This window comes from Streptococcus oralis (assembly GCF_023109195.1).
In the GTDB taxonomy this organism is placed as follows: Bacteria; Bacillota; Bacilli; order Lactobacillales; family Streptococcaceae; genus Streptococcus; species Streptococcus oralis_BV.
The window spans coordinates 551,521-578,313 of sequence record NZ_JALDUB010000001.1 but is presented as its reverse complement, the minus strand read 5'-3'; the positions used below and the strand labels follow the sequence as shown (position 1 = coordinate 578,313).

The following is a 26,793-nucleotide window of genomic DNA, read 5'->3' as shown; positions in this document are numbered from 1 at the left end:
GTATAAGAGTAAGGTCAAAGCTTTTAAACTATCAAGTTTTCCTATCAATAGGTCGAATCTCTTTAAATGAAATTTATGAATGAATCTAAATGGTTATAGAAAGTTATTTCTAGTATGTTCATGCTATAATAGTTTTAGGCTTCATTTTTGGGAGATATAAATGAAAAAATATAAGCATTTATTATGGCTTTCTGCCTTGATCATCATACTGATATCACTATTTTCACTGAATGGGTGTAGTTTGGGTGGTGAGACCATTCCCAAAAACAGAACAAAAGAACAGTACGAATTTGAAAAAACGTTTGAGCCCATATTTAAATTTTTGGAACAAGAGCAGAAAGATTTTAATGGGCTGGAAGTTTATAAAAGCAGCGTCTATATAAAAAATGGTGACGAAGTCAAAAGATATGAAATTGACCTAGACATTACCAAGGCAGAGGGTAAGGGTGACTATAGAATACAAATCGGAGAAAACAAAAAAACGGTTCCCGTTAGTTATTCTAATGGCAAGTTGCATTACGATTCAGAGATAGACCCTTTATTTGATGAAGAGATTCTTAACTTAGTTGTCAAAAGAGATGTTTTTGACTCCTTGAATGTAAAAAGAACGATAAAAACTGGTACAACAGAGCTTAATGAAATTATCTACCAGTCAGACACTCACTCTGAACTCTTTCAGAAACTGAAAAGCAAATATAATCTACCAGAGGAAACAACATGCCAAATCAGGGTAGATTACTCAGATAAAACAAATTATGGGATTACAATACAGTTAAAATCGAAAGAGAAGTCTGTCAAAATTGGTTTAACTATTATTAAAAAACGGGGCTGACGATTTAGGAATGTTATTGAAAAGAGTTTTTTAACTCTAAGAAGGATTTAAAGGTGACTATGAAAGTAAAATTTAAAGAAACAAATAAAGTATTTTTCAAAATAGTAGAGGTAGAGGGAGAAAAGTATATTCTAGATTTGACGACTGTTAGTCCCAAAGCCTATTTCTGGGGTTCTCTTCCTGATGAGATTACTGCAAAAATGCAAAAGTTAGATAAAAGGGATACGCGTTTTGAAAGTGTAGTTCCAACTATGAGTAAATCAATTGGGATTGCAATTGGTACAGCAATAGGGGGATCTGGCTATCGGCTTGTGACAAATTTTTTTAGAAACAATGGGATTAGTCACAACCTTCCTTTAAAGATAGGCTTATATGGCTTATTCATTTTCCTAGCTTATCTTGCTTTCTGGTTTATTGCCATAAGAGCTCGTCATAGCGTCCAAAAAAGACTTGAGAATAAAGTTTCAAACTATCAAATAACCTTTAAACCAGTTGGAAATAAACGTCAATTAAAACATTACAAACTTCTTCCTTTTATCCTTGTTCCGACTCTTGGATGTTTTGCATTTTATCTATATACTGTTAATGGAACAGAGGGAGCCCTACTTGTTATTAATAGTATTCTATTATTGGGATTTTTTACAGTGATTTTAGGCATGTCACCACTCCGAGAAAGTGTCGAAAAACAAGAACTTGTTTTTAAAAAGATCGAGAAGTTATAAGTTAAGATGAAAGTCGTTTTATGATCCTCTTTTGCAGGTCACATTGGGCTATTTTATCAGAAAAAATTATGTAATAGCGAAGAAAGTGTTTATGTTGCTCAATAACTCATTTAAGGTTCAGGACTGTTCTCGTAATGCCACTTTATAATTTAGAAAAGGAGTAAAAATGAATTATCTAGAAATACGCAAGAAATATGGATTTTATAGAAAAGTCGTGATTGTTTTGGCTGTTCTTCTCATTCTTTTTGTAGCTTGGATGGTGAAAGATAGGACTATTCAAACCCTTTGTATTTTATTCATAAATGCACTCTTATTCCTTTCCATCTCAATAATCAGAAGAGGGTATGTAAGGAGTGCTACTAAGTTACTGTATATGGACTTAGATTTACCATCTTGGAAGCAATACATTGAATTGAAGAAAGTTGCAAAAAGAGCTATTATCAAAATGGATGTGACACTAACATCTGTTGGGTATTCCTATATGATTGGTGATTTCGATGCTGCCATCAAGGAGGCTTCTGAAACACTGACCGATCAAAAACTGAAGCCGAAATACAGATATTTTTTAGAGAGTTACCTCATTCGCTCGACAGTTCTTGCAAATCCTGACCTGACCAGGGACCAGCTTAATCTTATACTAAACGAAATATCCATATCAGATTCATCTCTAGCTAAGAAAACAAAAAGCGTGAGTATTGCGCTTTACGATTTAACAATTGCTCATCAATCCAATGATTACTTTGAAGAATTGGAAAACGAATTTAAATATCAACAATTGGAAATCACTTACTATCAAGCTTTGAACTCAAAATTAAAAGGAGATATGACTAGGGCGAATGAGTTGTTAAAAAAACTCGCTCAAGAAGCTGAACAGCTCTATATCGTCCAGAAGTCTAAAGAATTTTTAAAAAGTTGAGTGTTTCATTTGACAGATTAACGTCTCTATTTTAGTTAGTGGATTCGATTTTTTAAGCATTTAGATGGCGTTTACATAACTCAAGTGATATAATTAGTTACTAGAATTTTTGTAACTATTAAAGGAGTATTATCAATGAAAAAAGCAATGTTAATTATTAACCCTACCTCTGGTGGGGAAAAGGCTTTGGATTATAAGGTCAAGCTGGAGAATAAAGCCAAAGATTTTTTTGAGCACGTGGAAACCAAAATTACCGAAAAAGCACTGGATGCAACACACTTTGCTGAGGAAGCGTCTCGTGAGCAGTACGATGCGGTGGTTGTTTTCGGTGGAGACGGGACTGTCAATGAAGTCATTTCAGGTATTGCTGAGAGAGACCACATTCCTAAGTTAGGGATTATCCCTGGTGGGACGGGTAACCTCATTACGAAACTGTTGGAAATCAATCAAGACATTGATGGCGCGATTGATGAACTCGATTTTAATTTAACCAATAAGATTGATATTGGTAAAGCAAATGACAACTATTTTGGTTATATCTTTAGTATTGGTTCTCTGCCTGAGGCGATTCACAATGTGGAAATCGAGGACAAGACAAAATTCGGTATTTTAGCCTATGCTGTAAATACCATGAAGTCTGTCATGACGGATCAGGTCTTTAACATTAAGGTTGAGACAGAAAATGGAAATTATGATGGTGAAGCGAGTCATGTTTTGGTTCTCTTGACAAATTACTTCGCTGATAAGAAAATCTTTGAAGAAAACAAGGATGGCTACGCCAATATTTTGATTCTAAAAGATGCTTCTCTATTCTCTAAATTATCTGTCATTCCTGATTTACTAAAAGGGGATGTTGTTGGCAATGATAATATTGAATATATCAGAGCGCGCAATATTAAGATCTCTTCAGATAGTGAATTGGAGTCAGATGTTGACGGCGATAAGTCGGATAATCTACCTGTAGAGATTAAGGTACTGGGCCAGCATGTTGAAGTCTTTTCACAACCGAAAGAGTAGAAGGTAGAAACAAGTTTGTCTTTCACTGCTAAAACTGAATTCATATCAACGATTGGAGGAGAAATGAATTCTCTATTTGATGAATTTCGAACAATTTGTTCACATTTAAACCAAGTCGGAATCACTCCGACGCTCATGGGGTCTTTGGGGTTTGAATACCGTTCAAATGAAGAATGGCAGCCGTCTGACATTGACATTCATGTCTCTGGAGATCCTAGAGGCTGGGAAGCGCCTGATCATCTCAGGATTTATGACTGGGACAAGATAATGAAAGTGATGAACCACTTAGGCTATTCCTTGGCAGATATTCACGAGCACGAATTCCAAAAAGATGGAGTGAGCGTTGAATTCGGAAGTATTGATTCTTTACCTGATTTTGCAGGAGTTTTGGAATCAGAAATAGAGTTGATTCATCTCGAGGACACCACGTTTCGTGTTCCAAGTTTAGAACAATATTTCAGTATATATAAAGCTTCTTCCCAAGATTCCTATCGAAATGACCACAATAACAATAAAGATTTTAAAAAGATAGAGTGGCTGGAAAGACATTTGTAAATCATCAATCTGAAAGTAGTAGGTATTAAGACTTACTGCTTTTTTATTCTCAAAAACAATCCACTCAAAACTACGGACAAGTCTTGAAAATAAAATTTTAAAGTAGTATACTAGAATCACAATCATGAAAACGTTTGCGTCGTAAAGCGATTCAAAGTAAACTAGGAGACATATACAATGGAATTAACTGCCATTTACCATAGACCAGAGTCGGAGTATGCTTATCTTTATAAGGATAAGATAATGCACATTCGTATCCGGACTAAGAAAGATGATATTGAAAGCATCCATTTGCATTATGGAGATACTTTTATCTTTTTAGAGAACCATTATGAAGCAAGTAAGGCGATGATCAAAGTAACTTCTGATGCCTTATTTGATTACTGGCAAGCAGAAGTTTCAGTGGGCTATGCTCGACTACAGTATCTTTTTGAACTCAAAGATAAGCTAGGTCAGAGTATTTTGTATGGCGATAAGGGATGTGTTGCAAACATGCTAGAAAACCTTCATTATGAAGGAAACGGCTTCAAAATTCCGTATATCCATGAGATTGATGCTTGTCATGTTCCTGACTGGGTAGCAGAGACGGTATGGTACCAGATTTTCCCAGAACGCTTTGCTAACGGCAATCCTGAGATTTCACCTGAAGGTGCGCTAGCTTGGGATTCCTCTATCAAACCAAAGACAAGCGATTTCTTTGGTGGTGATTTACAAGGCATTATTGACCATCTAGATTACTTGCAAGATTTGGGGATTACAGGACTTTATCTCTGTCCGATTTTTGAATCCCCAAGCAATCACAAGTATAATACGACGGATTATTTCGAAATTGACCATCATTTTGGAGACAAGGGAACTTTCCGTAAACTGGTGGATGAGGCCCATCAGAGAAGGATGAAAATCATGCTGGACGCTGTTTTCAATCATATCGGGGATCAGTCTCCGCAGTGGCAAGATGTCCTCAAGCATGGTGAAGATTCTGTTTACAAAGACTGGTTCCATGTTCAAGAATTTCCTGTGACCAAAGATAAGCTTGGAAATCCAAGAAAACTCCCTTATCATACCTTCGCTTTTGCCAGCTATATGCCCAAGCTCAATACGGCCAATCCTCAAGTGAGAGACTATTTGCTAAGCGTTGCGACCTACTGGATTGAAGAGTTTGATATCGATGCTTGGCGATTGGATGTGGCAAATGAAGTAGACCATCAATTTTGGCGAGATTTCCATAAGGCTGTCTTGGCTAAAAAGCCTGACCTTTATATTCTTGGAGAGGTCTGGCACACTTCCCAGCCCTGGCTAAATGGCGATGAATTCCACGCAGTCATGAACTATCCTCTCTCCGACAGCATTAAGGATTATTTCTTGCGTGGGGTTAAGAAGTCACCTCAATTCATCAATGAGATCAAAAGCCAGTCTATGTACTATAGACAACAGATTTCGGAAGTGATGTTCAATCTTTTGGATTCGCACGATACGGAGCGCATTTTGGCTACTGCCAAGGGAGATGTCCAACTCGTTAAGTCTTCCCTTGCTTGCCTCTTTCTACAAAGGGGGACACCGTGTTTCTACTATGGAACTGAGTTGGAGTTAGGTGGCGGACCAGATCCAGATTGCCGTCGTGTCATGCCTTGGGAACGTGTTTCCGATAGCAATGAGATGTTGAATTTTATGAAGAAATTGATTCAACTTCGTAAGGATGTTTCAGGCATTATCCAACATGGAACTTATAGACTGCAAGAAATCAAGCCGGATGTGCTTTCTATAGAATGGAATAATGATGGACAAAAAATCCAAGCTATTTTTAACCAATCATCTGAAAACTATCTAGTAGATAGTGAGTCTGTAGTGCTAGCCAGCCATTGCCAAGAATTGGAGCAGCAACTGGTGATATTGCCTAAAGGTTTCGTCATTCAATAAAAAATAGGATTAAAAAGACTGTAATGAATGGGTGATTCGTGCAGTCTTTTTTTGACTGATGTAGTATAATATAGCTAAGTCAACGATTACTAGCTGAATGATTAGTGAATGGTGTTTAAAATGAAAAAGAGACTTGTAGTCTAGAAGGAGAATTGCATGAAACGAACGAGAAAAGTAGTAGCCTTGGGACTGTGTTTGCCCTTATTTCTTGGCTTGGCTGCTTGTCAGCAAAATAATACGAGCACTGAAGCTGCAAATCAGACACAGACCAGTTCAGATAAAGTTCCTTGGACGGCTTCATATTCCAATCTAAACGGTCAAGTCAGTACCGAAGAGGTCAAATCTCTCTTATCAGCTCACTTGGACCCAAATAGTGTTGATGCATTTTTCAATCTTGTCACCGCCTATAATGCGACAGTCGGCTCTACTGGCTTAAGTGGTGATTTTGCCTCCTTTACGAAGACAGAATACGACGTAGAGAAAATCAGCAGTCTCTGGAATCAAAAAAAGGGTGACTTTGTCGGAACCAACTGCCGTATCAATAGCTATGCGCTCTTGAAAAATTCAGTCACGATCCCAAAACTTGAAAAGAATGATCAGCTACTTTTTGTGGATAACGATGCTATCGATAAGGGAAAAGTATTTGATGCGAAAGATAAGGAAGAGTTTGATATTCTATTTTCTAGAGTGGAGACGGAAGCAACGACGGATGTAAAAGTTCACGCGCAGAAGATGGAGAAATTCTTCTCTCAGTTTCAATTCCATGATAAAGCTCGAATGTTGTCTGTTGTATTGCATGACAATTTGGATGGAGAGTATCTTTTTGTCGGGCATGTTGGTGTTTTAGTGCCAGCTGAGGAGTGTTTCTTATTTGTAGAGAAACTGACTTTTGAAGAGCCCTATCAAGCTATTAAGTTTGCGAGTAAAGAGGATTGTTACAAGTATTTAGCTACAAAGTATGCGGATTATACAGGTGATGGACTTGCTAAGCCTTTCATCATGGACAATGAAAAATGGGTTGAAGGATATTAAGATAGGCAAAGGAGAAGCAATATGGAGACTGTAATAGCGCTTTTAGTTATTATTCTTATCGGATTCTGGGCTGTAAACATTCTCAAGCCTCGTAAGTCAAATAAAAAGGAAAGATTTATTGGCTATATGCAGCGCTATGATATTGACGGTGAAGGATATCAGTCAGAAGTTTGGGTGGTGACAGAGGATGAGAATGAGAAATAAGGAGGAGTGTCCAAAAACAGTAGATTTCTTGCCTTTTTCAAGAAAGGGGACCAATAGGAGGAAACATTATGGGAATGATTGCTAATTATCAATATCTGTCTGACAATGAATTAAGCCAAATAAAGCGGTATTCTCGTCAGGAAGAGGAATTGCTTGACTTGGTAGAGGATTATCCTGAGGGAAATGATACGTTGATAGATATTGACAAAATGTGGGATGCCTTGCTCTTTGTTATGACAGGTTTTAATAGTTCAGAATTTATGGATGACGACCCCTTGAGAGAAGCTGTCTTGGGAGTGACTCCTTTAGAAAATGTATCGGAGTATATAGCCTATACTGAACACTCAAAGATAACTGAAATTGTCCAAGCTTTAGAGAATTTTGACATGGATAGGGCTCTAGCTAACTTTAGCATGGAAGCGTGCAAGAAGGCAGATTTGTATCCCGATATTTGGGATTATCTTGATGAAGAAGAAATCAAGGATGATATTCGAACCTGTTTTGTAAAAATGAAGGACTTTTATAAGAAAATCTTAACTCTCAAAGGAAATGTCTTAGTGACTATTTGTTAACTACTCTTACAAACTGCTAGTCAGGTGCGTGATGAATGTACATCTAGAAAATCGTACACCTGATGATTTGTCTGGTGAAGAAAATATTCCACAGGATAGTTGGACGGAATAGATAGAAATTGGTTATAGAATTTGTAACCATAATAGATTTTAAACTTTAAGATGGAGGACTAAAGAGATGGAAAAAATTGAATGGGAAAATGCAAAGACGCGTTTAGATGCCTTGCTTGTCATTGTTGAGTATCGAACAGATCCAAACAAGCCCTGGCTTCGATTGATCAGTAAGACAGAGGAGAGCTATGGGGTCCGTTACCTTATCGACAACGGTTCTGGTGATTCTCTAGATGTGATCTTTACCGATAAAATGATCCTTATAAAGGGCTTTGATCATGAAAGCAGTTTGAGTCAATTTGCTGCGGATGAGTGGAATCAAGATATCATAGACGGATTTTATAAAGGACTGGATGAAAAGTATCAAATCCTATACTCAGAAGAGCAAAAAGAAGAAACAACCTTCTTTATCTGGTATGACGGTCAAGAGCATCAAAATAGCTACCAAGATCAGGACGGTGGCGAATGGTTATTATCCTATTTCTTTGACAGTTTTGAGAAATTTCATGAGTTTGTAGAGTACTATTATTCAATTACCGTAGATGAGGACTTACTTAGAAAACTTTACAAACAAGGACAGCTTTCAGAAGTAGAATTGGAGCAGTTGATTCTTACTTCCTAGCTGGAAATATGTATAAAATCTGATGAAAAGAATTGATTTTCAATATCAAGTCATACTTTAAGATTATTAAAATATCTAATGGTTGTAGTTTCTTTTTTCTTACTTCTTTGACGTTTTAAAGCGATTTCTTTTTGTCATTGAATAATATTCCACGAACAAAAAACAAAATTATTTAAAAAAGTTTCACAAAATGCTTTACAAGCTCTTATAAACATGATATAGTTATAAGGCTTAGAAAATGAGAAGATGTTTTCTAGCAAATATAAACCCGAGTAAAAAATGCCTACGGACAGGCAGGGTTGAATGCCGAAGCGTGGTTGAAAAGCCACATTATTGATAGGGTTAAAAGCCTACTTTTATAAGTTGATGTTAGGACGCTTGTCCTAATTCATAAATTTTAGTGTGGTGAAAGCACACGTCATCTTGTGAAACGATCAATAAAGTACGTAATATTTGCTACTAGAGAGTTAGGAAACATCAGGAACAGACATACTCAACAGAAACCAAAATACACACGTCAGAAGATTGCTGAGCAGGTGAAAACCTGCTCTTTTTTCATAAGTCAACCTTTAGTCACCTTTATCTTCTTGAGGTGCTAAAAATATGGTAAAGGAGTATGTCTTGAAGAAGTTAGATCAAAACCAAGCCCCAATTTATGAGGCCTTGGTCAAGCTACGCAAGAAAAGAATTGTCCCCTTTGATGTGCCAGGTCACAAGCGTGGACGAGGAAATCCAGAACTTGTCGAACTGTTAGGAGAAAAATGTGTTGGCATTGATGTCAATTCTATGAAACCCTTGGATAATCTTGGTCATCCCATTTCGATTATTCGGGATGCGGAGGAATTAGCTGCGGATGCTTTTGGTGCAGCCCATGCCTTTCTCATGATTGGAGGTACAACCTCATCAGTTCAAACCATGATTCTTTCCACCTGCAAGGCGGGAGATAAGATTATTCTTCCACGAAATGTCCACAAATCTGCTATCAATGCGTTGGTTCTATGTGGTGCCATTCCCATCTATATCGAGATGAGTGTAGATCCCAAAATCGGCATCGCATTAGGACTTGAAAATGACCGTGTTGCCCAGGCAATTAAGGAGCATCCAGATGCTAAAGCTATCCTAATCAACAATCCTACTTACTATGGGATTTGTTCGGATCTGAGAGGATTAACAGAGATGGCTCACGAAGTGGGCATGCTAGTTTTAGTGGATGAAGCTCATGGTGCGCATTTGCATTTTACAGATAAACTTCCAATTTCTGCTATGGATGCAGGTGCTGATATGGCGGCGGTCTCTATGCATAAGTCTGGTGGGAGTCTGACCCAAAGCTCCATTTTACTTATCGGGGAGCAGATGAATCCTGAATACGTTCGTCAGATTATCAACCTGACCCAGTCTACATCAGCATCTTACCTGCTGATGGCAAGTCTCGATGTTTCTCGTAGAAACCTAGCCCTTCGTGGTAAAGAGTCCTTTGAGAAAGTTATTGAGTTATCTGAGTATGCTCGTCGTGAAATCAATGCCATCGGTGGCTACTACGCCTACTCAAAAGAGTTAATAGACGGTGTCTCGGTTTGTGATTTTGACGTGACTAAGTTATCAGTCTACACTCAGGGGATTGGTTTAACAGGGATTGAAGTTTATGATCTCTTACGGGATGAATATGACATTCAGATCGAGTTTGGTGATATTGGCAATATCTTAGCTTATATTTCCATTGGCGACCGCATCCAAGACATCGAGCGCTTAGTCGGTGCTTTGGCTGATATTAAGAGACTCTATTCTCGAGATGGGAAGGACTTGATTGCTGGAGAATATATCCAGCCCGAGTTGGTGCTGTCTCCACAAGAAGCCTTCTATTCAGAAAGAAAAAGTTTAACCTTGGATGATTCTGTTGGACAAGTCTGTGGGGAATTTGTCATGTGCTATCCTCCAGGGATACCAATCCTAGCACCAGGTGAACGGATTACACGAGAGATTGTGGATTATATACAATTCGCCAAGGAACGTGGTTGCTCCCTCCAAGGGACGGAAGATCCAGAAGTCAATCACATCAACATCATTGAGAGAAAGGAGAACTAGATGGATTTATGGTTTTCTGAAGTTCATACTCCAGATGTGAAACTGTCCCTGAGAACAGCCAAGCAACTCTATGCTGGAAAAAGTGAGTGGCAGGATATTGAGGTATTAGATACACCAGCTTTTGGAAAGATATTGATCTTAAATGGCCATGTCTTGTTTTCAGATGCAGATGATTTTGTTTACAATGAAATGACCGTCCACGTACCCATGGCTGTCCATCCAAATCCAAAGAAAGTATTGGTTATTGGGGGTGGTGACGGGGGTGTTGCCCAAGTATTAACACTCTATCCTGAACTGGAACAAATCGATATTGTGGAACCGGATGAGATGTTGGTTGAAGTCTGTCGTGAGTATTTCCCAGACTTTGCTGCAGGGCTAGATGATCCTCGTGTTACCATTTACTACCAAAATGGGCTTCGTTTTTTACGAAACTGTGAGGATGATTACGATATCATTATCAACGATGCGACAGATCCATTTGGGCATACGGAAGGGCTTTTTACCAAGGAATTTTACGGGAACAGCTACAGAGCTTTGAAAGAAGATGGTATCATGATTTACCAGCATGGTAGTCCTTTTTTTGACGAAGATGAGTCAGCTTGCCGAAGCATGCACCGCAAGGTTAATCAAGCCTTTCCAATCAGCCGAGTCTATCAGGCCCATATCCCAACCAGTCCAGCTGGCTATTGGCTATTTGGATTTGCATCGAAAAAATACCACCCTATCAAAGATTTTGACAAGGAAGGCTGGAAAAAACGCCAGCTTTTCACAGAATACTATACTGCAAACTTACACGTGGGAGCCTTTATGTTGCCCAAGTATGTAGAAGACATTTTAGAAGAAGAGGAAGGAAAAAAATGAGTCGTTTATTAGTTATCGGATGTGGGGGCGTTGCCCAAGTTGCTATTTCAAAGATTTGCCAAGATAGCGAAACATTTACAGAGATTATGATTGCTAGCCGTACCAAGTCAAAATGCGATGACTTGAAGGCTAAATTAGAAGGGAAAACAAGTACAAAGATTGAAACAGCTGGTCTTGATGCTGATAAGGTAGAAGAAGTCATTGCCTTGATTGAAAGCTACAAACCAGAAGCTGTTTTGAACGTAGCTCTACCATACCAAGATTTAACAATTATGGACGCTTGTTTAGCAACTGGAGTCCACTATATCGACACAGCTAACTATGAGGCTGAGGATACGGAAGACCCTGAATGGCGTGCTATCTATGAGAAACGTTGTAAGGAACTTGGTTTTACAGCCTACTTTGACTACTCGTGGCAGTGGGCTTATCAGGAGAAATTTAAAGAAGCAGGCTTAACAGCTCTTCTTGGATCTGGTTTTGACCCAGGTGTGACTAGTGTCTTTTCAGCCTATGCTCTCAAACACTATTTTGATGAAATCCACTATATCGACATTTTAGACTGTAATGGTGGTGACCACGGTTATCCATTTGCAACAAACTTTAACCCAGAAATCAATCTCCGCGAGGTTTCTGCGCCAGGTTCTTACTGGGAAGATGGAAAATGGGTCGAAGTCGAAGCCATGTCTATCAAGCGTGAGTATGATTTCCCTCAAGTTGGACAAAAAGATATGTATCTCCTTCACCATGAAGAAATCGAATCACTTGCCAAAAACATTCCAGGTGTTAAACGCATTCGTTTCTTTATGACTTTTGGCCAATCTTATCTAACTCACATGAAATGCTTGGAAAACGTTGGTCTCCTTCGTACGGATGCTATTAACTTTAATGGACAAGACATTGTGCCGATTCAATTCTTAAAAGCCTTGCTTCCTGATCCAGCTAGCCTTGGCCCACGTACAGTTGGAAAAACCAATATCGGTTGTATCTTTACAGGTGTCAAAGACGGTGTTGAGAAGACTATCTATATCTACAATGTTTGCGACCATCAGGAATGTTACGCAGAAGTTGGTTCACAAGCAATTTCTTACACGACAGGTGTTCCCGCTATGATTGGGACAAAATTGGTTATGAACGGTACTTGGAAACAACCTGGAGTTTACAACCTTGAAGAATTGGATCCAGATCCATTTATGGAAGCTTTGAATGAGTATGGCTTGCCTTGGGTTGTGGTTGAAAATCCGCAAATGGTGGACTAATGAAGTTAGAACAAGTACCAACACCAGCCTACGTCATTGACTTAGCCAAACTAGAGGAAAATTGCCGGATTTTACAGCAAGTTCAGGAAGAAGCGGGCTGCAAGGTTTTACTTGCTCAGAAGGCTTATTCCCTCTACAAAACCTATCCCTTGATTAGTCAGTATCTGTCAGGTACGACGGCTAGTGGTCTCTATGAGGCTAAGCTAGCTAGAGAAGAGTTTCCGGGGGAAGTCCATGTATTTGCACCTGCTTTCAAGGATGCAGACTTGGAGGAATTGCTGGAGATAACGGATCATATCGTCTTCAACTCAGAGAGACAGTTGCGCAAACACGGTCCTCGTTGCCGAGAGGCTGGTATTAGTGTCGGTTTGCGCCTCAACCCACAGTGTTCAACTCAAGGAAATCACGCGCTCTATGACCCTTGTGCTCCGGGATCTCGGTTTGGAGTTACTCTTGATAAGATACCGAGTGATTTGCTGGACTTAGTAGATGGTCTTCATTTTCACACCCTTTGCGAGCAGGGGGCGGATGATTTAGAGACAACTTTGAAAGCAGTCGAAGCGCAGTTTGGACCCTATTTGTATCAAGTTAAATGGCTCAATATGGGTGGTGGACACCACATCACCAGAGAAGACTACGATGTGGATTTGCTGATTTCAGAAATCAAGCGTATCCGAGAAACTTACAATCTTGAAGTCTATATCGAGCCGGGTGAAGCTATTGCGCTCAATGCGGGTTATCTAGCAACTGAAGTATTGGACATTGTCGAAAACGGTATGGATATTTTGATTTTAGATGCCTCCGCGACCTGCCATATGCCAGATGTACTTGAAATGCCCTATCGTCCACCTCTGAGAAATGGATTTGAACCGCAGGAAAAAGCCCATACCTATAGACTTTCTTCCAATACCTGTCTGACGGGTGATGTGATTGGTGATTATAGTTTTGAAAATCCAGTCCAAATCGGTGATAGACTTTACTTTGAAGACATGGCAATCTACTCCTTTGTCAAAAATAATACCTTTAATGGTATTGGCTTGCCAAGTCTCTATCTTATGGACGAGCAGGGAGACTGCAGCTTAGTCAAAGCCTTTGGCTATCAAGACTTTAAAGGGAGATTATCATGATAGAAACTCCGAAAAAAGCAGGCTATCGTATGCCAGCAGAGTACGAACCCCATCATGGCACCCTCATGATCTGGCCGACTCGACCAGGTTCATGGCCCTTTCAAGGAAAGGCTGCCAAAAAAGCATTTAGCCAGATTATTAAGACTATAGCAGAAGGGGAAAGGGTTTACCTTTTGGTGGAGCAGGATTATCTATATGAAGCCCAGTCCTATCTAGGAGACAAGGTTGTTTATTTAGATATCCCGACAAATGATGCCTGGGCGCGTGATACAGGTCCGACCATTCTCGTCAATGATAAAAGAGAAAAATTGGCAGTCGATTGGTCTTTTAATGCCTGGGGTGGGGCTGTGGACGGTCTTTATCAAGATTATGAAGATGATGACCAAGTAGCCAGTCGTTTTTCTGAGTCATTGGAAATTCCTGTTTACGATGCCAAACCTTTTGTCCTAGAAGGAGGCGCAATCCATAGCGATGGTCAAGGGACCATTCTTGTGACTGAAAGTTGCTTACTCAGTCCTGGACGCAATCCCCACCTGTCTAAAGAGCAAATTGAAAACACCTTATTAGAGAGCCTTGGCGCTGAAAAAGTTATCTGGCTGCCTTATGGTATTTATCAGGACGAAACCAATGAACACGTTGACAATGTTGCTGCCTTCGTTGGTCCTGCGGAACTTGTCTTAGCTTGGACAGATGATCAAAACGATCCCCAGTATGCCATGTCAGTAGCTGATTTAGAACTCTTAGAGCAAGAAACAGATGCAAAAGGGCGTCACTTCACCATTCATAAATTGCCAATCCCAGCGCTTCATCAAGTTGTAACCGAAGAAGATTTACCAGGCTATACCTATGAAGAAGGGGAAGAAGAGCGTTATGCAGGTGAACGTCTTGCAGCTTCCTATGTCAATTTCTATATTGCCAACAAGGCTGTCCTTGTTCCCCAATTTCAAGATAAAAACGACCAAGTTGCCCTAGATATCCTCAGCAAGTGTTTCCCAGACCGTAAAGTCGTAGGAATACCAGCTAGAGATATTCTTTTAGGTGGTGGCAATATCCACTGTATCACCCAACAAATCCCAGAATAGGAGAAAAAGATGAGAAATGTAAGAGTTGCAGCGATCCAGATGCAATGTGCTAATGATGTGGCAACGAATATCCAAACAGCGGAACGTTTAGTTCGCCAAGCTGCAAAACAAGGCGCACAAATTATTCTCTTGCCGGAGTTGTTTGAACGTCCCTATTTCTGTCAGGAACGTCAGTATGACTACTACCAGTATGCCCAGTCGGTGACAGAAAATACAGCCATTCAGCATTTTAAAACCATTGCCAAGGAGCTAAAGGTCGTTTTACCCATCAGTTTCTACGAAAAAGATGGGAATGTCTTGTATAACTCAATCGCCGTCATTGATGCAGATGGAAAGGTACTTGGCGTTTATCGGAAGACCCACATACCAGATGACCATTATTATCAAGAAAAGTTTTATTTTTCGCCAGGTAACTCTGGTTTCAAGGTCTGGGATACTCGCTACGCTAAAATTGGGATCGGCATCTGTTGGGATCAATGGTTCCCTGAAACAGCGCGCTGTCTTGCGTTGAATGGGGCAGAATTGCTCTTTTATCCAACCGCTATCGGTTCAGAGCCTATCTTAGATACTGATAGTTGTGGTCACTGGCAACGTACCATGCAAGGGCACGCAGCAGCAAATATTGTCCCAGTTATTGCAGCCAATCGCTATGGCTTGGAAGAAGTCACTCCTAGTGAGGAAAATGGTGGACAGAGTTCCAGACTTGACTTCTACGGTTCCTCCTTTATGACGGATGAAACAGGAGCTATTCTAGAGAGAGCTGAAAGACAAGGTGAAGCTGTTCTATTAGCCTCTTATGATCTTGATAAGGGAGCAAGTGAACGCCTCAACTGGGGACTATTTCGTGATAGAAGACCAGAAATGTACCAACGAATTACAGACTAGAAGGTAACTTTCATAATAAATTTTTGATATTCACGCCTGTCTTACAAAAATGTAAGATAGGCTTTTTAAATGTAAGATGGGTGTACGATTATACGTGGAAATGTATGCTATACTCTATGTAGATCAAAAAGAAAGAGGTTTATTATGAAAAAATGGAATGCAACGCAGTTGAAGTATCTGATGGCGGCAGTAATGGTTCTAGACCATATCCCTCATATCACCGGAATCGTTTCTCCACTGTGGGAAGGTATCTTTCACGCCTTGACCCGTTGTGTGGGAGTTTGGTTTGCCTATATGGCTATGGAAGGATTTATCTATACTCGAAATTTGAAAAACTACCTCATCCGCCTTTGGTCTTGGGCGCTTATCATGTTTGCTGGAAATAGCCTACTCAATGCCCTATTTGCATCCAAAGGGGTAATGGTCAATAATAATATTTTCTTTACTTTGGCCATTGGTGTCACCATGCTTTGGATTGGTTTTCCTCGAAAAGAGTTGGATCAAAAAGAGAAGTTGTGGCGTCGGATTGGGGTTGCTGGTACCTTGATTTTCGGTTGTCTTTTTACTGAGGGTGGTATCACCATGCTACCATTTCTCTTGATTAGTTACTCTTGTCGGAATCGCAAGGGATTGCGAAATCTCCTCTACGCGTTTTTGTGGGCCTTCCTATTAGTGACTTCTATCCATACCTATGATACTTGGTACCAAACCTTGGAAATGCTGCTTTACAATTCTGACTGGCTCTTTATCACTGTCTTTCCTTTTATGGCCTTGTATAATGGACAGCGAGGAAAGGAAACTAGCTGGAATAAATATTTCTTTTATATTTTCTACCCAGCTCATCTATGGATTATAACCCTGATTGCTTATTGGGTTAAATAGCTAAAAAAGCAAATAGCAGTAATTTCTGTCTATTTGCTTTTCTTTTTATAAAATATACTTCTCAATCGCACGCGCAACGCCGTCTTCTTCGTTGCTGGCTGTAACGTCATTGGCTAAGGATTTGACATGGTCGCTGGCATTTCCCATTGCAATGCCAAGTCCTGCAAACTGAAGCATTTCGATATCGTTATTGGCATCGCCCATGGCCATAATTTCTGAGGGCTCGATCTTCAAAATCTCTGCTAGTCGAGAAAGAGCAGTAGCCTTAGTAGTCCCAAGTGGCATGGCTTCATAAATGACAGGCTGTGAACGAACTCCGCTAAATCGTTGGCAGAGTTCCTCAGCAAACCGCTGCTCAAAATCGTCTGTTTGCTCTTTTGTTCCTAAAAACATGCCTTGGAACATCCGATACTTGCCACTAGTCGCGTCCTCAAGGGAGATTTCAGTCAGGTCTGAAAAGACTAGCTTGGCATCATTTTGAACAATTTCATTAGGCTTGCCACCGAGGACAAAATAATGTTTCTCATCAAAAAGAGTTAACTGGACGTCGCTTTTTTCTGCTAGATCATAAAGGTATTCAATGTCGGCTGGACTGAGTTCTTGCCAGTCAACTAGACTCCAGTCACTGGTCTGGTGAGTTGAACAACCATTATTGACAATGACGTACTCGTTCTGGAGGTCAAGTCCAAGTTTTTTATAGTAGGGGAGGACACCGAAAAGCGGGCGACCTGTACAGAGAACCAGTTTGACACCTTTTTCAATGGCCTGATGAATGGCAGTGATGTGGGCTTGTGGGATTTCCTTGGCTTCGTTAAGGAGGGTTCCGTCCATATCCAAGGCTAGTAGTTTAATCATAAGACTTCCTTTTCTAGGTGTTTTGATTTTATTATAGCATATAGACTATAAAATGTCTGACAGAATTATAACATTTGACTTTCCTTTTCTTGAAAAAGAAAATAAAATCTTATATAATATGTTTACTTAATATTTAAGGAGAAAAAATGTCAAAGTATCACTTTAATTCAATTTACAAAAATGATGAAACAGAATCTACAGGTCTTCTTTTCATTAAAGTTTACAACAAATGGGAAAGTAATTTAAAAAGAGATTTGAAATCGGTTGGCCTCACTTTGCCTCAATTTATCGTTTTAACCTCGCTCTTGTTTTTGAACAATAGAGAGGAATATGTAACGCAAGTTGATATTGCTCGGTTCACTGGTATGGATGTCATGACGGTTTCCCAGATTGTTAGACTACTGGAGAAGAAGGACTACATTAGACGTGATCAACATCCAAAGGATAGTCGGGCAAAACTGGTCTCAGTGACGAAGTCTGGCGCGGAGAAGGTCAATCAAGCTTTACCCTTAGTAGAAGGGATTGATGAAAATTTTTTTGAAAAACTTTCTAACGATAGAGAAAGTTTTAATCGCATGTTAGCAGTGTTGGAGGATAAAAATGCCTAGATATTGGGTCGGAGTTGTTTCGAAGAACCATGTTTTAAGAGGAGTTGAGGGAAATTTTTGTCAGGTCTGTCATGGAAAGGGCGGCCCCTTAAATCGTATGAAAAAAGGTGACTATCTTTTATACTATAGTCCAAAATACGATATGAATGGTCAAGATAAGTTACAGGCTTTTGTGGCCGTAGGTAAAATTATAGATGACAAAGCCTATCAAGTAGAGCAATTTGAAGGATTCTTTCCCTTTAGACGAAATGTCGAGTATTATCAGCCAGTCAAAGATTGCTTCATAGAAATAGCCAGACAACATCCTGAATGGAAAGACTATACTTCTCGACTTCGTTATGGACATTTTGAAGTTTCCAAAGACTTTTTCCTCTATATCTTTCAGCATATGAAAGTGGATGATGGAGTATGATTGATTTCCTAGTTAAATGATTGTCAACTAAAATTTTGGATTTGGACTGTGAAGCGAACTTTGCTATAATAGAGTAAGAAACTTTGATAAAGCAAACGAGGCTGAGATGAAATTACTTTATACTGATATTCGGACTTCTTTGACAGAAATTCTGACTAGAGAGGCAGAGGAGTTAGTTGCTGTGGGCAAGCGTATCTTCTACATCGCCCCCAACTCTCTTTCTTTTGAAAAGGAACGCGCCGTGCTGGAATGCTTGTCCCAGCAGGCTTCTTTTGCGATTACCGTCACGCGTTTCGCTCAAATGGCTCGTTATCTGGTTTTAAATGATTTGCCTGCCAAGACCAGTCTTGATGATATTGGTCTTGGGATGGCTTTTTATAAGTGCCTTACGGAACTCGATCCCAAGGACTTACGTGTTTATGGTGCGATTAAGCAAGATCCTCAGTTTATCCAGCAGTTGGTTGAACTTTATCATGAGATGACGACTGCTCAGATGAGCTTTTTGGACTTGGAAAGTTTGACAGATGAGGACAAGCGGGCAGACTTACTCTTGATTTTTGAGAAAGTGACTGCCTATCTTAATCAAGGTCAGTTGGCTCAGGGAAGTCAGTTGTCCCATTTGATTGAGGCTATTGAGAATGACAAGGTAAGTAGTGATTTCAGTCAGATTGCCTTGGTTATTGATGGCTTTACCCGTTTTTCTGCCGAGGAAGAGCGTGTATTGGATCTACTTCATCGCAAAGGTGCCGAGATTGTTATTGGGGCCTATGCAAGCAAGAAAGCCTATACCAGTCCGTTCTCTGAAGGGAATCTCTACCAAGCCAGTGTGGAATTTCTTCATCATTTGGGGGCAAAATACCAAACACCTGCTCAGGATCGTTCTCAGACACATGAGAAAATGGATAGTTTTGACAAAGCCTCTCGTTTGCTGGAGTCTTCTTATGACTTTTCAGAACTCGCTTTAGATGTTGATGAGAAGGACCGTGAAAATCTGCAAATCTGGTCTTGTTTGACGCAAAAAGAAGAGCTGGAATTAGTAGCCCGTAGCATTCGTCAGAAATTACATGACCATCCAGAACTGAGTTACAAGAATTTCCGTATTTTGCTAGGTGATGTGGCATCTTACCAGTTATCACTGAAAACTATTTTTGACCAGTATCAGATTCCTTTCTATCTTGGTAGAAGCGAATCCATGGCTCACCACCCTTTGACTCAGTATGTGGAGTCTATTTTACGTTTAAAACGTTACCGTTTTCGTCAGGAGGATTTGATTAATCTCCTCAGAACTGGTCTATATACTGACCTTGGCCAAGCGGATATTGATGCTTTTGAACAATATCTCCGCTATCTTGGCATCAATGGCTTGCCAGCTTTTCAGCAGACCTTCACAAAATCCCACCATGGAAAATTCAATTTGGAACGTTTGAACGCCATTCGTCTGCGAGTTTTGACGCCACTTGAAACCTTATTTGCCAGTCGGAAACAGAAGGCAGAAAATCTCTTGCAAAAGTGGAGTATTTTTCTAAAAAATACTGCTTTAAGCAAGCAGATGCAAGAATTGACAGCTACTATGGAAACTCTAGAACAGGAAAGACAAACCGAAGTTTGGAAAGCTTTCTGTCATGTTTTAGAACAATTTGCGACCGTTTTTGATGGTTCACAAGTGAGTCTAGAGGACTTCATGGCCTTGCTTCATTCTGGGATGAGTTTATCTCAGTATCGCACTATTCCAGCAACAGTAGACACTGTTCTGGTGCAGAGTTATGATTTGATTGCCCCTCTGACCGCTGACTTTGTCTATGCTATCGGACTGACTCAGGATCATTTACCAAAAATTGCACAAAATACCAGCCTTTTAACAGACGAAGAAAGACAAAGTCTAAACCAAGCGACAGAAGAGGGAACACAATTGCTGATTGCAAGCAGTGAAAACCTCAAGAAAAATCGCTATACCATGCTTTCTTTAGTCAACGCTGCCCGTAAACAGTTGGTGTTGTCAGCACCCAGCCTTCTCAATGAAAACGAGAGCAAGGAATCTGCCTATCTTCAGGAACTGGTGAGTTTTGGATTTAGCCGAATAGAAAAGAGAATGAACCATAAAAAACTTAGCAAAGAAGATATGGGTTCTTATCACAGTCTCTTGTCTAGTCTCGTTGCCTATCATCAGCAAGCTGCTTCTAGTGAAAGTGAACAAGATGTGACCTTCGTCAAGGTCTTGGCGCGTGTCATGGGCAAAAAACTTGACCAAAAAGGCCTTACAAATCCTGCTCTCCCAACCAGTCCAAGCAGTAAGCCATTAGCAAAGGAGACCTTGCAGGCTCTTTATCCAGCTGACAAGGAGTTTTACCTGTCTACCTCTGGTTTGACGGAGTTTTACCGCAATGAATACAGTTATTTCCTCCGTTATGTCCTTGGTTTGCAGGAAGAATTACGCCTGCGCCCAGATGCTCGCAGTCACGGGAATTTCTTGCACCGTATTTTTGAGCGTGCCTTGAAACTGCCTGCTGAAAATCCGTTTGACAAACGTCTGGAACAAGCTATCCAAGAAACCAGTCAAGAACGCGAATTTGAAGCCATTTATCAGGAAAGTTTGGAAGCCCAGTTTACCAAGGAAGTTCTACTTGATGTCGCGCGAACTACGGGCCACATCCTTCGTCATAATCCAGCCGTCGAAACCATCCAAGAGGAGGCAACATTTGGTGGCAAGGATCAGGCCTTTATCCAGTTGGATAATGGTCGCAGTGTCCATGTGCGAGGCAAGGTTGACCGTATTGACCGCCTGAAAGCTGATGGAGCGTTAGGAGTGGTAGACTACAAGTCTAGTCTTACTCAGTTCCAGTTTCCTCATTTCTTTAATGGGCTTAATTCCCAACTGCCCACCTATCTTGCTGCCCTAAAAAGAGAAGGGGAGCAGAACTTTTTCGGTGCCATGTACTTGGAAATGGCTGAATCAGTCCAATCTCTCTTGACCGTTAAGAGTTTGGCAGGAGCGGTAGTAGAAGCCAGCAAGTCTATGAAATATCAAGGCCTCTTTTTAGAGAAAGAAAGTAGTCATTTAGGCGAATTTTACAATAAAAACAAGGCCAATCAGCTGACAGGCGAGGAATTCCAGCTCTTACTAGACTATAATGCCCATCTTTACAAGAAGGCAGCTGAGAAGATTTTACAAGGTCAGTTCGCCATCAATCCATACACAGAGAACGGAAGAAGTATTGCCCCATACGTTCAACAACATCAAGCCATTACAGGATTTGAAGCTAATTACCATTTTGGTCAAGCTCGTTTCCTAGAAAAGTTAGACCTAGCCGATGGCAAACGACTGGTCGGAGAAAAACTCAAGCAAGCTTGGTTTGAAAAAATGAGAGAGGAGTTGAATCGATGAAGCCCATTTCCTTTTTAATTGAGGAAGAAATTCAAAAATTGCAAGAAGCAGAAGCGAGTTCGAACAAGGAACAGAAGAAAACAGCCGAGCAAATCGAAGCCATTTATACTGCTGGGCAAAATATCCTAGTCTCAGCGTCTGCTGGTTCAGGGAAAACCTTTGTCATGGCAGAGCGCATTCTGGACCAATTAGCCCGTGGTGTAGAAATCAGTCAACTCTTTATCTCGACCTTTACCGTCAAGGCTGCTACTGAACTCAAGGAACGCTTGGAGAAAAAAATCAGCCAGCAAATCCAAGAAACCGTTGATGTCGATCTCAAACAACACTTGGGACGCCAGTTGGCAGACCTGCCAAACGCTGCCATCGGAACCATGGACTCCTTCACACAAAAATTCCTAGGAAAACATGGCTATCTGATTGATATCGCACCGAACTTCCGTATTCTGCAAAATGAAAGTGAACAGTTACTCTTAAAGAACGAAGTTTTTCATCAGTTTTTTGAAGATCATTACCAAGGTGAAAATAAAGAGAGCTTTAGTCGATTGGTCAAGAACTTTGCTGGGCGTGGCAAGGATGAAAGAGGTCTGCGCCAGCAAGTCTACAAAATTTATGATTTCCTTCAATCCACTAGTAATCCTCAAAAATGGCTTAGTGACTCGTTCCTCAAAGGGTTTGAAGAAGCTGATTTTGCTAGTGAAAAAGAAAAACTAACTGAGAAAATCAAGCAGGCGCTTTGGGATTTGGAAATCTTTTTCCGTTATCATCTGGATAATGATGCCAAGGAGTTTCCCAAAGCTACCTATTTAGAAGCTGTTCAACAGGTTCTGGATCAAATTAGCTCCATAAATCAAGAGTCCGATAGCCAGGCTTATCAAGCAGTGCTTACGCGTGTTGTCGCAATATCGAAAGAAAAGAATGGTCGAGCTCTAGCTAATTCTAGTCGTAAGGCCGATTTGAAGCCACTGGCTGATGCCTATAACGATGAGAGAAAGGCCCAGTTTGCTAAACTAGGACAACTGTCAGACCAGATAACCATTCTCGACTATCAAGAGCGTTATCATGGAGACACCTGGGAGTTATCTAAAACCTTCCAAACATTTATGAGTGATTTTGTGGAGGCCTATCGTGAACGTAAACGCCAGGAGAATGCCTTTGAATTCGCTGATATCAGCCATTACACCATTGAAATTCTAGAGAATTTCCCACAAGTCCGCAAGGCTTATCAGGAACGATTCCACGAAGTCATGGTCGATGAGTATCAGGATACCAACCACATTCAAGAACGGATGCTGGAGTTGCTGTCGAATGGTCACAATCGCTTTATGGTTGGAGATATCAAGCAGTCTATCTACCGTTTCCGTCAGGCAGATCCGCAGATTTTCAATGAAAAATTCCAACGCTATGCGCATAATCCTCAAGAAGGCAAGTTGATTCTCCTCAAGGAAAATTTTCGTAGTAGTTCGGAAGTGCTATCTGCAACCAACCATGTCTTTGAACGACTCATGGACCAAGAGATTGGAGAAATCAACTATGACAGCATGCACCAGCTTGTTTTTGCCAATAGCAAACTAACTCCCAATCCAGACAACAAGGCAGAATTTCTCCTCTACGATAAGGACGACAGCGGGCAAGAGGAGGAAGAGAGCCAAACAGAAACTAAACTCACTGGGGAAATGCGTCTGGTCATCAAGGAAATCCTGAAGCTTCATCAGGAAAAAGGTGTTGCTTTCAAAGAAATAGCCCTTTTGACCTCTAGCCGCAGTCGAAATGACCAGATTCTCCTCGCCCTGTCAGAGTACGGAATTCCAGTTAAAACCGACGGAGAGCAAAACAATTACCTCCAATCCCTAGAAGTACAAGTCATGCTGGACACCCTGCGCGTCATTCACAATCCTCTGCAAGACTATGCCTTAGTTGCTCTGATGAAGTCTCCTATGTTTGGTTTTGATGAGGACGAGTTGGCACGCTTATCCCTTCAGAAAGTAGAAGATAAGGTACAAGAAAATCTCTATGAGAAACTGGTCAATGCTCAAAAACAGGCAACAAGCCAGAAAAACTTGATTTATACAGCTCTAGCTGAAAAATTAAATCAGTTCATTGATATCTTGGATTCTTGGCGCTTGTATGCCAAAACCCACTCTCTCTATGACTTGATTTGGAAGATTTATAATGACCGTTTTTACTATGACTATGTTGGGGCCTTGCCCAATGGTCCAGCCAGACAAGCCAATCTCTATGCCCTAGCTCTGCGAGCAGATCAGTTTGAAAAGAGTAATTTCAAGGGCTTGTCTCGTTTTATCCGTATGATTGACCAAGTTCTAGAAGCCCAGCATGACCTCGCAAGCGTAGCCGTCGCACCGCCTAAAGATGCCGTGGAACTTATGACCATTCACAAGAGCAAAGGATTGGAATTTCCTTACGTCTTTATCCTCAACATGGATCAGGACTTCAACAAGCAAGACTCAATGTCAGACGTCATTCTCAGCCGTCAAAATGGGCTTGGTGTCAAATACATTGCCAGGGTGGAAACAGGAGCAGTGGAAGCACACTATCCTAAAACTATCAAACTCTCCATTCCTAGCCTAACTTATACGCAGAATGAGAAAGAACTGCAATTGGCTAGCTATTCAGAGCAGATGCGTTTGCTGTATGTTGCAATGACGAGGGCTGAGAAAAAGCTCTATCTTGTCGGTAAGGGGTCTCGTGAAAAGTTAGAAGCCAAGGAATACCCAGCAGCAAATAACGGAAAATTAGATAGCAATACCAGACTGCAAGCAAGAAATTTCCAAGATTGGGTCTGGGCTATCAGTAAAGTATTTACCAAGGACAATCTCAACTTTAGCTATCGTTTTGTTGGTGAAGACCAGTTGACTAGAGAAGCTATCGGAGAATTGGAAAACAAGAGCCCTCTCCAAGATAGCTCTCAAGCAGACAATCGCCAGTCAGAAACTATCAAAGAAGCTTTGGAAATGCTGAAAGAGGTGGAAGTTTATAATACTCTTCACCGCGCAGCCATTGAGCTTCCTAGTGTCCAAACTCCAAGTCAGATCAAGAAATTCTATGAACCTGTTATGGATATGGAAGGGGTAGAAATTACTAACCAAACTCAATCACCGGAGAAGCAAATCAGCTTTGATTTACCAGATTTTTCAACTAAAGAAAAGGTAACAGGAGCTGAGATTGGTAGTGCAATCCACGAACTCATGCAAAGAATTGATCTTAGTCAGCAACCAACACTTGGTAGTCTAACAGAAACTCTCAAACAAGTTCAAACCAGCCCAGGTGTCAGAGATAAGATCAATCTTTCTAAAATCCTTGCATTCTTTGACACACCACTTGGTCAGGAGATTCTCGCTAATACCGACCATCTCTACCGCGAGCAACCTTTCTCTATGCTCAAAAAAGATCAAAAGAGTCAGGAAGACTTTGTTGTTCGTGGGATTCTAGATGGGTATTTACTCTATCAAGACCGAATTGTCCTCTTTGACTATAAGACTGACCGTTACGATCAACCAAATCAGCTTATTGAACGCTATCGTGGGCAGTTAGCGCTCTATGGAGAAGCTTTATCACGAGCCTATTCGATTGAAAACATTGAAAAATCCTTGATTTTGCTCGGCAAAGATGAGGTACAAGTTGTAAAAATATAATCTAGAAAGGAGACCTCATGACACTTCCAGTTAGAAAATCCCTGCACGATGCAGTTTTACAAGCTTCAAAAGCTGATACTTGGGATCAAGCTACCAAGGAATGGAATGAAGTTTCCTTGATTTTTAATGGTATTGGGCGTAGTAATTGTATCTGCGGAAATGCCATTAAATACGCCTACGAACTCTTTAACGGAGTTACAGGTCAACGTCTCTTTCCTATAGGAAGCGACTGTGTTCGCCATTTTCATCGTATTAGCCTCGATCAGCAACTAGAAGAGGAAGAAAAACTACTCAGAAAAGTTGAAAACCTAACCAAAAAGGCTCAGAAAAAGGAAAAAATCAAGGTCAATAAAAGCAATTTTGACGAACGACTGCTAAAATGGTTTTGGGAGAAAGGTGTTTTCAAAGCCAATCGTGGCAATCAATTCGTGCCTGAGAGAGACTATCAGCTCTTCTTAGAGGTCTTTCAAGGCGGAAGTTGGACCAAGGCAGAGCCAAAGAAAAAGGCTCGTATGGAAGAAGTGCTGGAAAAGTGTATCAAACCTTTTTTACTTGGTAAGACAGATGACCAACTCTACCTTGTCAAACTAGGCAAGGAGAAAATCTACTACGAGCAGCATTTACGGATTCAAGCGGAGAAAGAACGCAAGAAAAGAGATAAAATCGCTAAGCAATACGCTGACAACCTCATTCTTGCCATGGGACCTGCAGAACGAGCCTATCAAGATTACTTTGGCTTTACAGAAACCTTGACCCAAGAAGAACGAAAATGGGAGAAAATCCTCTTTGGAAAAAATAGAGAAGAACGGGCTATCAAGGCTAAACAAAACCAAAAGGAGCTGGAAAAGGATCAGCGAATTGCAAGTCAAGATCCTATTGAACGAAAGCAGAAGCAGACTTGGCTTCTTAATTCCTATTTTCGGGATTTGCCTGATGAAAAAGCTAGATTTTCTCGACTTCTATTAGAATATCGAAAAAGTGGAGAAGTAGCCTTTTCAGATGATTACTTATCTGAGCATCTCATAGACTTTTTCTACAAGATGAAAGTCTTTGAGTTTGAAATTGCACCAGAACAAGTCCGCGATTTTCTAAAAGAATGCCTTCAGGCAGAACATCTATCATCTGCACAAGAAAGTTGGACTAGAGGGATTCTCCTCAATTGTCTTCATCCGTTTTTAGATAGGTTACTCATATAGAAAAAATCCTACCTT

Annotated in this window: 23 protein-coding genes; 22 read left to right on the top strand and 1 reads right to left on the bottom strand. The window is 40.5% G+C overall.

Annotated elements, in window-relative coordinates:
- Positions 1–160: 160 nt before the first annotated feature.
- The 17 genes from M1F65_RS02800 (at position 161) to M1F65_RS02720 (ending at position 16,675) form a co-directional block, all read left to right on the top strand.
- Positions 161–832, top strand: coding sequence for a hypothetical protein (locus tag M1F65_RS02800; RefSeq protein ID WP_247925440.1), 672 nt, complete (start codon positions 161–163; stop codon positions 830–832).
- Between the two features lie 59 nt (positions 833–891).
- Entirely contained in the window at positions 892–1,554 is a 663-nt protein-coding gene (locus M1F65_RS02795; RefSeq protein ID WP_247925438.1) for a DUF443 domain-containing protein, read from the top strand.
- A 166-nt stretch (positions 1,555–1,720) separates the two neighbouring features.
- Positions 1,721–2,470 carry a hypothetical protein gene (locus tag M1F65_RS02790; protein WP_101800004.1) on the top strand — a complete coding sequence of 250 codons (750 nt, stop codon included), beginning with the start codon at positions 1,721–1,723 and terminating at the stop codon, positions 2,468–2,470.
- A gap of 135 nt (positions 2,471–2,605) precedes the next feature.
- Positions 2,606–3,487, top strand: a complete 882-nt coding sequence (locus M1F65_RS02785) for a diacylglycerol/lipid kinase family protein (RefSeq protein WP_247925437.1) — start codon at positions 2,606–2,608, stop codon at positions 3,485–3,487.
- A 63-nt stretch (positions 3,488–3,550) separates the two neighbouring features.
- Complete coding sequence (locus M1F65_RS02780; RefSeq protein ID WP_038806093.1) at positions 3,551–4,042, top strand: nucleotidyltransferase family protein; 492 nt, start codon at positions 3,551–3,553, stop codon at positions 4,040–4,042.
- Positions 4,043–4,219: 177 nt separating this feature from the next.
- Positions 4,220–5,959 carry a glycoside hydrolase family 13 protein gene (locus M1F65_RS02775; RefSeq protein WP_247925436.1) on the top strand — a complete coding sequence of 580 codons (1,740 nt, stop codon included), beginning with the start codon at positions 4,220–4,222 and terminating at the stop codon, positions 5,957–5,959.
- Between the two features lie 156 nt (positions 5,960–6,115).
- A complete protein-coding gene (locus M1F65_RS02770) occupies positions 6,116–6,991 on the top strand; it encodes a DUF4300 family protein (RefSeq protein WP_247925435.1) in 876 nt (291 codons plus the stop codon).
- Positions 6,992–7,012: 21 nt separating this feature from the next.
- The gene (locus M1F65_RS02765; RefSeq protein ID WP_049520313.1) at positions 7,013–7,195 is read left to right on the top strand and encodes a hypothetical protein; all 183 of its coding nucleotides are present in this window, start codon (positions 7,013–7,015) and stop codon (positions 7,193–7,195) included.
- Positions 7,196–7,263: 68 nt separating this feature from the next.
- The gene (locus M1F65_RS02760) at positions 7,264–7,767 is read left to right on the top strand and encodes a YfbM family protein (protein WP_247925433.1); all 504 of its coding nucleotides are present in this window, start codon (positions 7,264–7,266) and stop codon (positions 7,765–7,767) included.
- A gap of 178 nt (positions 7,768–7,945) precedes the next feature.
- Positions 7,946–8,500: a hypothetical protein gene (locus tag M1F65_RS02755; RefSeq protein WP_049520315.1), complete on the top strand. Its 555-nt coding sequence runs from the start codon at positions 7,946–7,948 to the stop codon at positions 8,498–8,500.
- A gap of 621 nt (positions 8,501–9,121) precedes the next feature.
- Positions 9,122–10,582 carry an aminotransferase class I/II-fold pyridoxal phosphate-dependent enzyme gene (locus M1F65_RS02750; protein WP_000732147.1) on the top strand — a complete coding sequence of 487 codons (1,461 nt, stop codon included), beginning with the start codon at positions 9,122–9,124 and terminating at the stop codon, positions 10,580–10,582.
- Positions 10,583–11,443, top strand: a complete 861-nt coding sequence (gene speE, locus M1F65_RS02745; protein ID WP_000366710.1) for a polyamine aminopropyltransferase — start codon at positions 10,583–10,585, stop codon at positions 11,441–11,443.
- The gene (locus M1F65_RS02740) at positions 11,440–12,699 is read left to right on the top strand and encodes a saccharopine dehydrogenase family protein (RefSeq protein WP_000088791.1); all 1,260 of its coding nucleotides are present in this window, start codon (positions 11,440–11,442) and stop codon (positions 12,697–12,699) included. The genes speE and M1F65_RS02740 overlap by 4 nt, the downstream gene beginning before the upstream one ends.
- Positions 12,699–13,826, top strand: coding sequence for a carboxynorspermidine decarboxylase (gene nspC / locus M1F65_RS02735; RefSeq protein WP_247925432.1), 1,128 nt, complete (start codon positions 12,699–12,701; stop codon positions 13,824–13,826). The genes M1F65_RS02740 and nspC overlap by 1 nt, the downstream gene beginning before the upstream one ends.
- Complete coding sequence (gene aguA / locus M1F65_RS02730; RefSeq protein ID WP_000573460.1) at positions 13,823–14,908, top strand: agmatine deiminase; 1,086 nt, start codon at positions 13,823–13,825, stop codon at positions 14,906–14,908. The genes nspC and aguA overlap by 4 nt, the downstream gene beginning before the upstream one ends.
- Before the next feature lie 9 nt (positions 14,909–14,917).
- A complete protein-coding gene (gene aguB / locus M1F65_RS02725; protein WP_247925431.1) occupies positions 14,918–15,793 on the top strand; it encodes an N-carbamoylputrescine amidase in 876 nt (291 codons plus the stop codon).
- Between the two features lie 144 nt (positions 15,794–15,937).
- The gene (locus M1F65_RS02720) at positions 15,938–16,675 is read left to right on the top strand and encodes a TraX family protein (RefSeq protein ID WP_247924129.1); all 738 of its coding nucleotides are present in this window, start codon (positions 15,938–15,940) and stop codon (positions 16,673–16,675) included.
- A 45-nt stretch (positions 16,676–16,720) separates the two neighbouring features.
- Here M1F65_RS02720 and M1F65_RS02715 read toward each other — a convergent pair whose 3' ends face one another.
- The gene (locus M1F65_RS02715) at positions 16,721–17,530 is read right to left on the bottom strand and encodes a Cof-type HAD-IIB family hydrolase (protein WP_195594153.1); all 810 of its coding nucleotides are present in this window, start codon (positions 17,528–17,530) and stop codon (positions 16,721–16,723) included.
- 146 nt (positions 17,531–17,676) lie between these two features.
- Here M1F65_RS02715 and M1F65_RS02710 point away from each other — a divergent pair, with 146 nt between their 5' ends.
- From M1F65_RS02710 to M1F65_RS02690, 5 genes are all read left to right on the top strand, one after another.
- Complete coding sequence (locus tag M1F65_RS02710; protein WP_247925430.1) at positions 17,677–18,138, top strand: MarR family winged helix-turn-helix transcriptional regulator; 462 nt, start codon at positions 17,677–17,679, stop codon at positions 18,136–18,138.
- On the top strand, positions 18,131–18,550 hold the full coding sequence (locus tag M1F65_RS02705; RefSeq protein ID WP_084944528.1) for an EVE domain-containing protein: 420 nt from the start codon (positions 18,131–18,133) through the stop codon (positions 18,548–18,550). Before M1F65_RS02710 ends, M1F65_RS02705 begins: the two co-directional genes overlap by 8 nt.
- Positions 18,551–18,656: 106 nt before the next feature.
- A complete protein-coding gene (gene rexB / locus M1F65_RS02700; RefSeq protein WP_247925428.1) occupies positions 18,657–21,932 on the top strand; it encodes an ATP-dependent nuclease subunit B in 3,276 nt (1,091 codons plus the stop codon).
- Entirely contained in the window at positions 21,929–25,582 is a 3,654-nt protein-coding gene (gene addA, locus M1F65_RS02695; RefSeq protein WP_247925427.1) for a helicase-exonuclease AddAB subunit AddA, read from the top strand. Before rexB ends, addA begins: the two co-directional genes overlap by 4 nt.
- 17 nt (positions 25,583–25,599) lie before the next feature.
- Positions 25,600–26,778, top strand: coding sequence for a hypothetical protein (locus tag M1F65_RS02690; protein WP_247925425.1), 1,179 nt, complete (start codon positions 25,600–25,602; stop codon positions 26,776–26,778).
- The last annotated feature ends 15 nt before the right edge of the window (positions 26,779–26,793 follow it).

Bases quoted from the DNA above. Each gene is read 5' to 3' on its own strand.
- M1F65_RS02705 (WP_084944528.1), top strand. From the start codon at position 18,131: ATGCCTAGATATTGGGTCGGAGTTGTTTCGAAGAACCATGTTTTAAGA.
- M1F65_RS02770 (WP_247925435.1), top strand. From the start codon at position 6,116: ATGAAACGAACGAGAAAAGTAGTAGCCTTGGGACTGTGTTTGCCCTTA.
- aguA (WP_000573460.1), top strand. From the start codon at position 13,823: ATGATAGAAACTCCGAAAAAAGCAGGCTATCGTATGCCAGCAGAGTAC.
- M1F65_RS02755 (WP_049520315.1), top strand. From the start codon at position 7,946: ATGGAAAAAATTGAATGGGAAAATGCAAAGACGCGTTTAGATGCCTTG.
- M1F65_RS02715 (WP_195594153.1), bottom strand. From the start codon at position 17,530: ATGATTAAACTACTAGCCTTGGATATGGACGGAACCCTCCTTAACGAA.
- M1F65_RS02740 (WP_000088791.1), top strand. From the start codon at position 11,440: ATGAGTCGTTTATTAGTTATCGGATGTGGGGGCGTTGCCCAAGTTGCT.
- M1F65_RS02690 (WP_247925425.1), top strand. From the start codon at position 25,600: ATGACACTTCCAGTTAGAAAATCCCTGCACGATGCAGTTTTACAAGCT.
- M1F65_RS02720 (WP_247924129.1), top strand. From the start codon at position 15,938: ATGAAAAAATGGAATGCAACGCAGTTGAAGTATCTGATGGCGGCAGTA.
- M1F65_RS02765 (WP_049520313.1), top strand. From the start codon at position 7,013: ATGGAGACTGTAATAGCGCTTTTAGTTATTATTCTTATCGGATTCTGG.
- M1F65_RS02800 (WP_247925440.1), top strand. From the start codon at position 161: ATGAAAAAATATAAGCATTTATTATGGCTTTCTGCCTTGATCATCATA.
- nspC (WP_247925432.1), top strand. From the start codon at position 12,699: ATGAAGTTAGAACAAGTACCAACACCAGCCTACGTCATTGACTTAGCC.
- M1F65_RS02795 (WP_247925438.1), top strand. From the start codon at position 892: ATGAAAGTAAAATTTAAAGAAACAAATAAAGTATTTTTCAAAATAGTA.
- M1F65_RS02760 (WP_247925433.1), top strand. From the start codon at position 7,264: ATGGGAATGATTGCTAATTATCAATATCTGTCTGACAATGAATTAAGC.
- M1F65_RS02785 (WP_247925437.1), top strand. From the start codon at position 2,606: ATGAAAAAAGCAATGTTAATTATTAACCCTACCTCTGGTGGGGAAAAG.
- speE (WP_000366710.1), top strand. From the start codon at position 10,583: ATGGATTTATGGTTTTCTGAAGTTCATACTCCAGATGTGAAACTGTCC.
- M1F65_RS02710 (WP_247925430.1), top strand. From the start codon at position 17,677: ATGTCAAAGTATCACTTTAATTCAATTTACAAAAATGATGAAACAGAA.
- M1F65_RS02780 (WP_038806093.1), top strand. From the start codon at position 3,551: ATGAATTCTCTATTTGATGAATTTCGAACAATTTGTTCACATTTAAAC.
- addA (WP_247925427.1), top strand. From the start codon at position 21,929: ATGAAGCCCATTTCCTTTTTAATTGAGGAAGAAATTCAAAAATTGCAA.
- M1F65_RS02790 (WP_101800004.1), top strand. From the start codon at position 1,721: ATGAATTATCTAGAAATACGCAAGAAATATGGATTTTATAGAAAAGTC.
- aguB (WP_247925431.1), top strand. From the start codon at position 14,918: ATGAGAAATGTAAGAGTTGCAGCGATCCAGATGCAATGTGCTAATGAT.
- M1F65_RS02775 (WP_247925436.1), top strand. From the start codon at position 4,220: ATGGAATTAACTGCCATTTACCATAGACCAGAGTCGGAGTATGCTTAT.
- rexB (WP_247925428.1), top strand. From the start codon at position 18,657: ATGAAATTACTTTATACTGATATTCGGACTTCTTTGACAGAAATTCTG.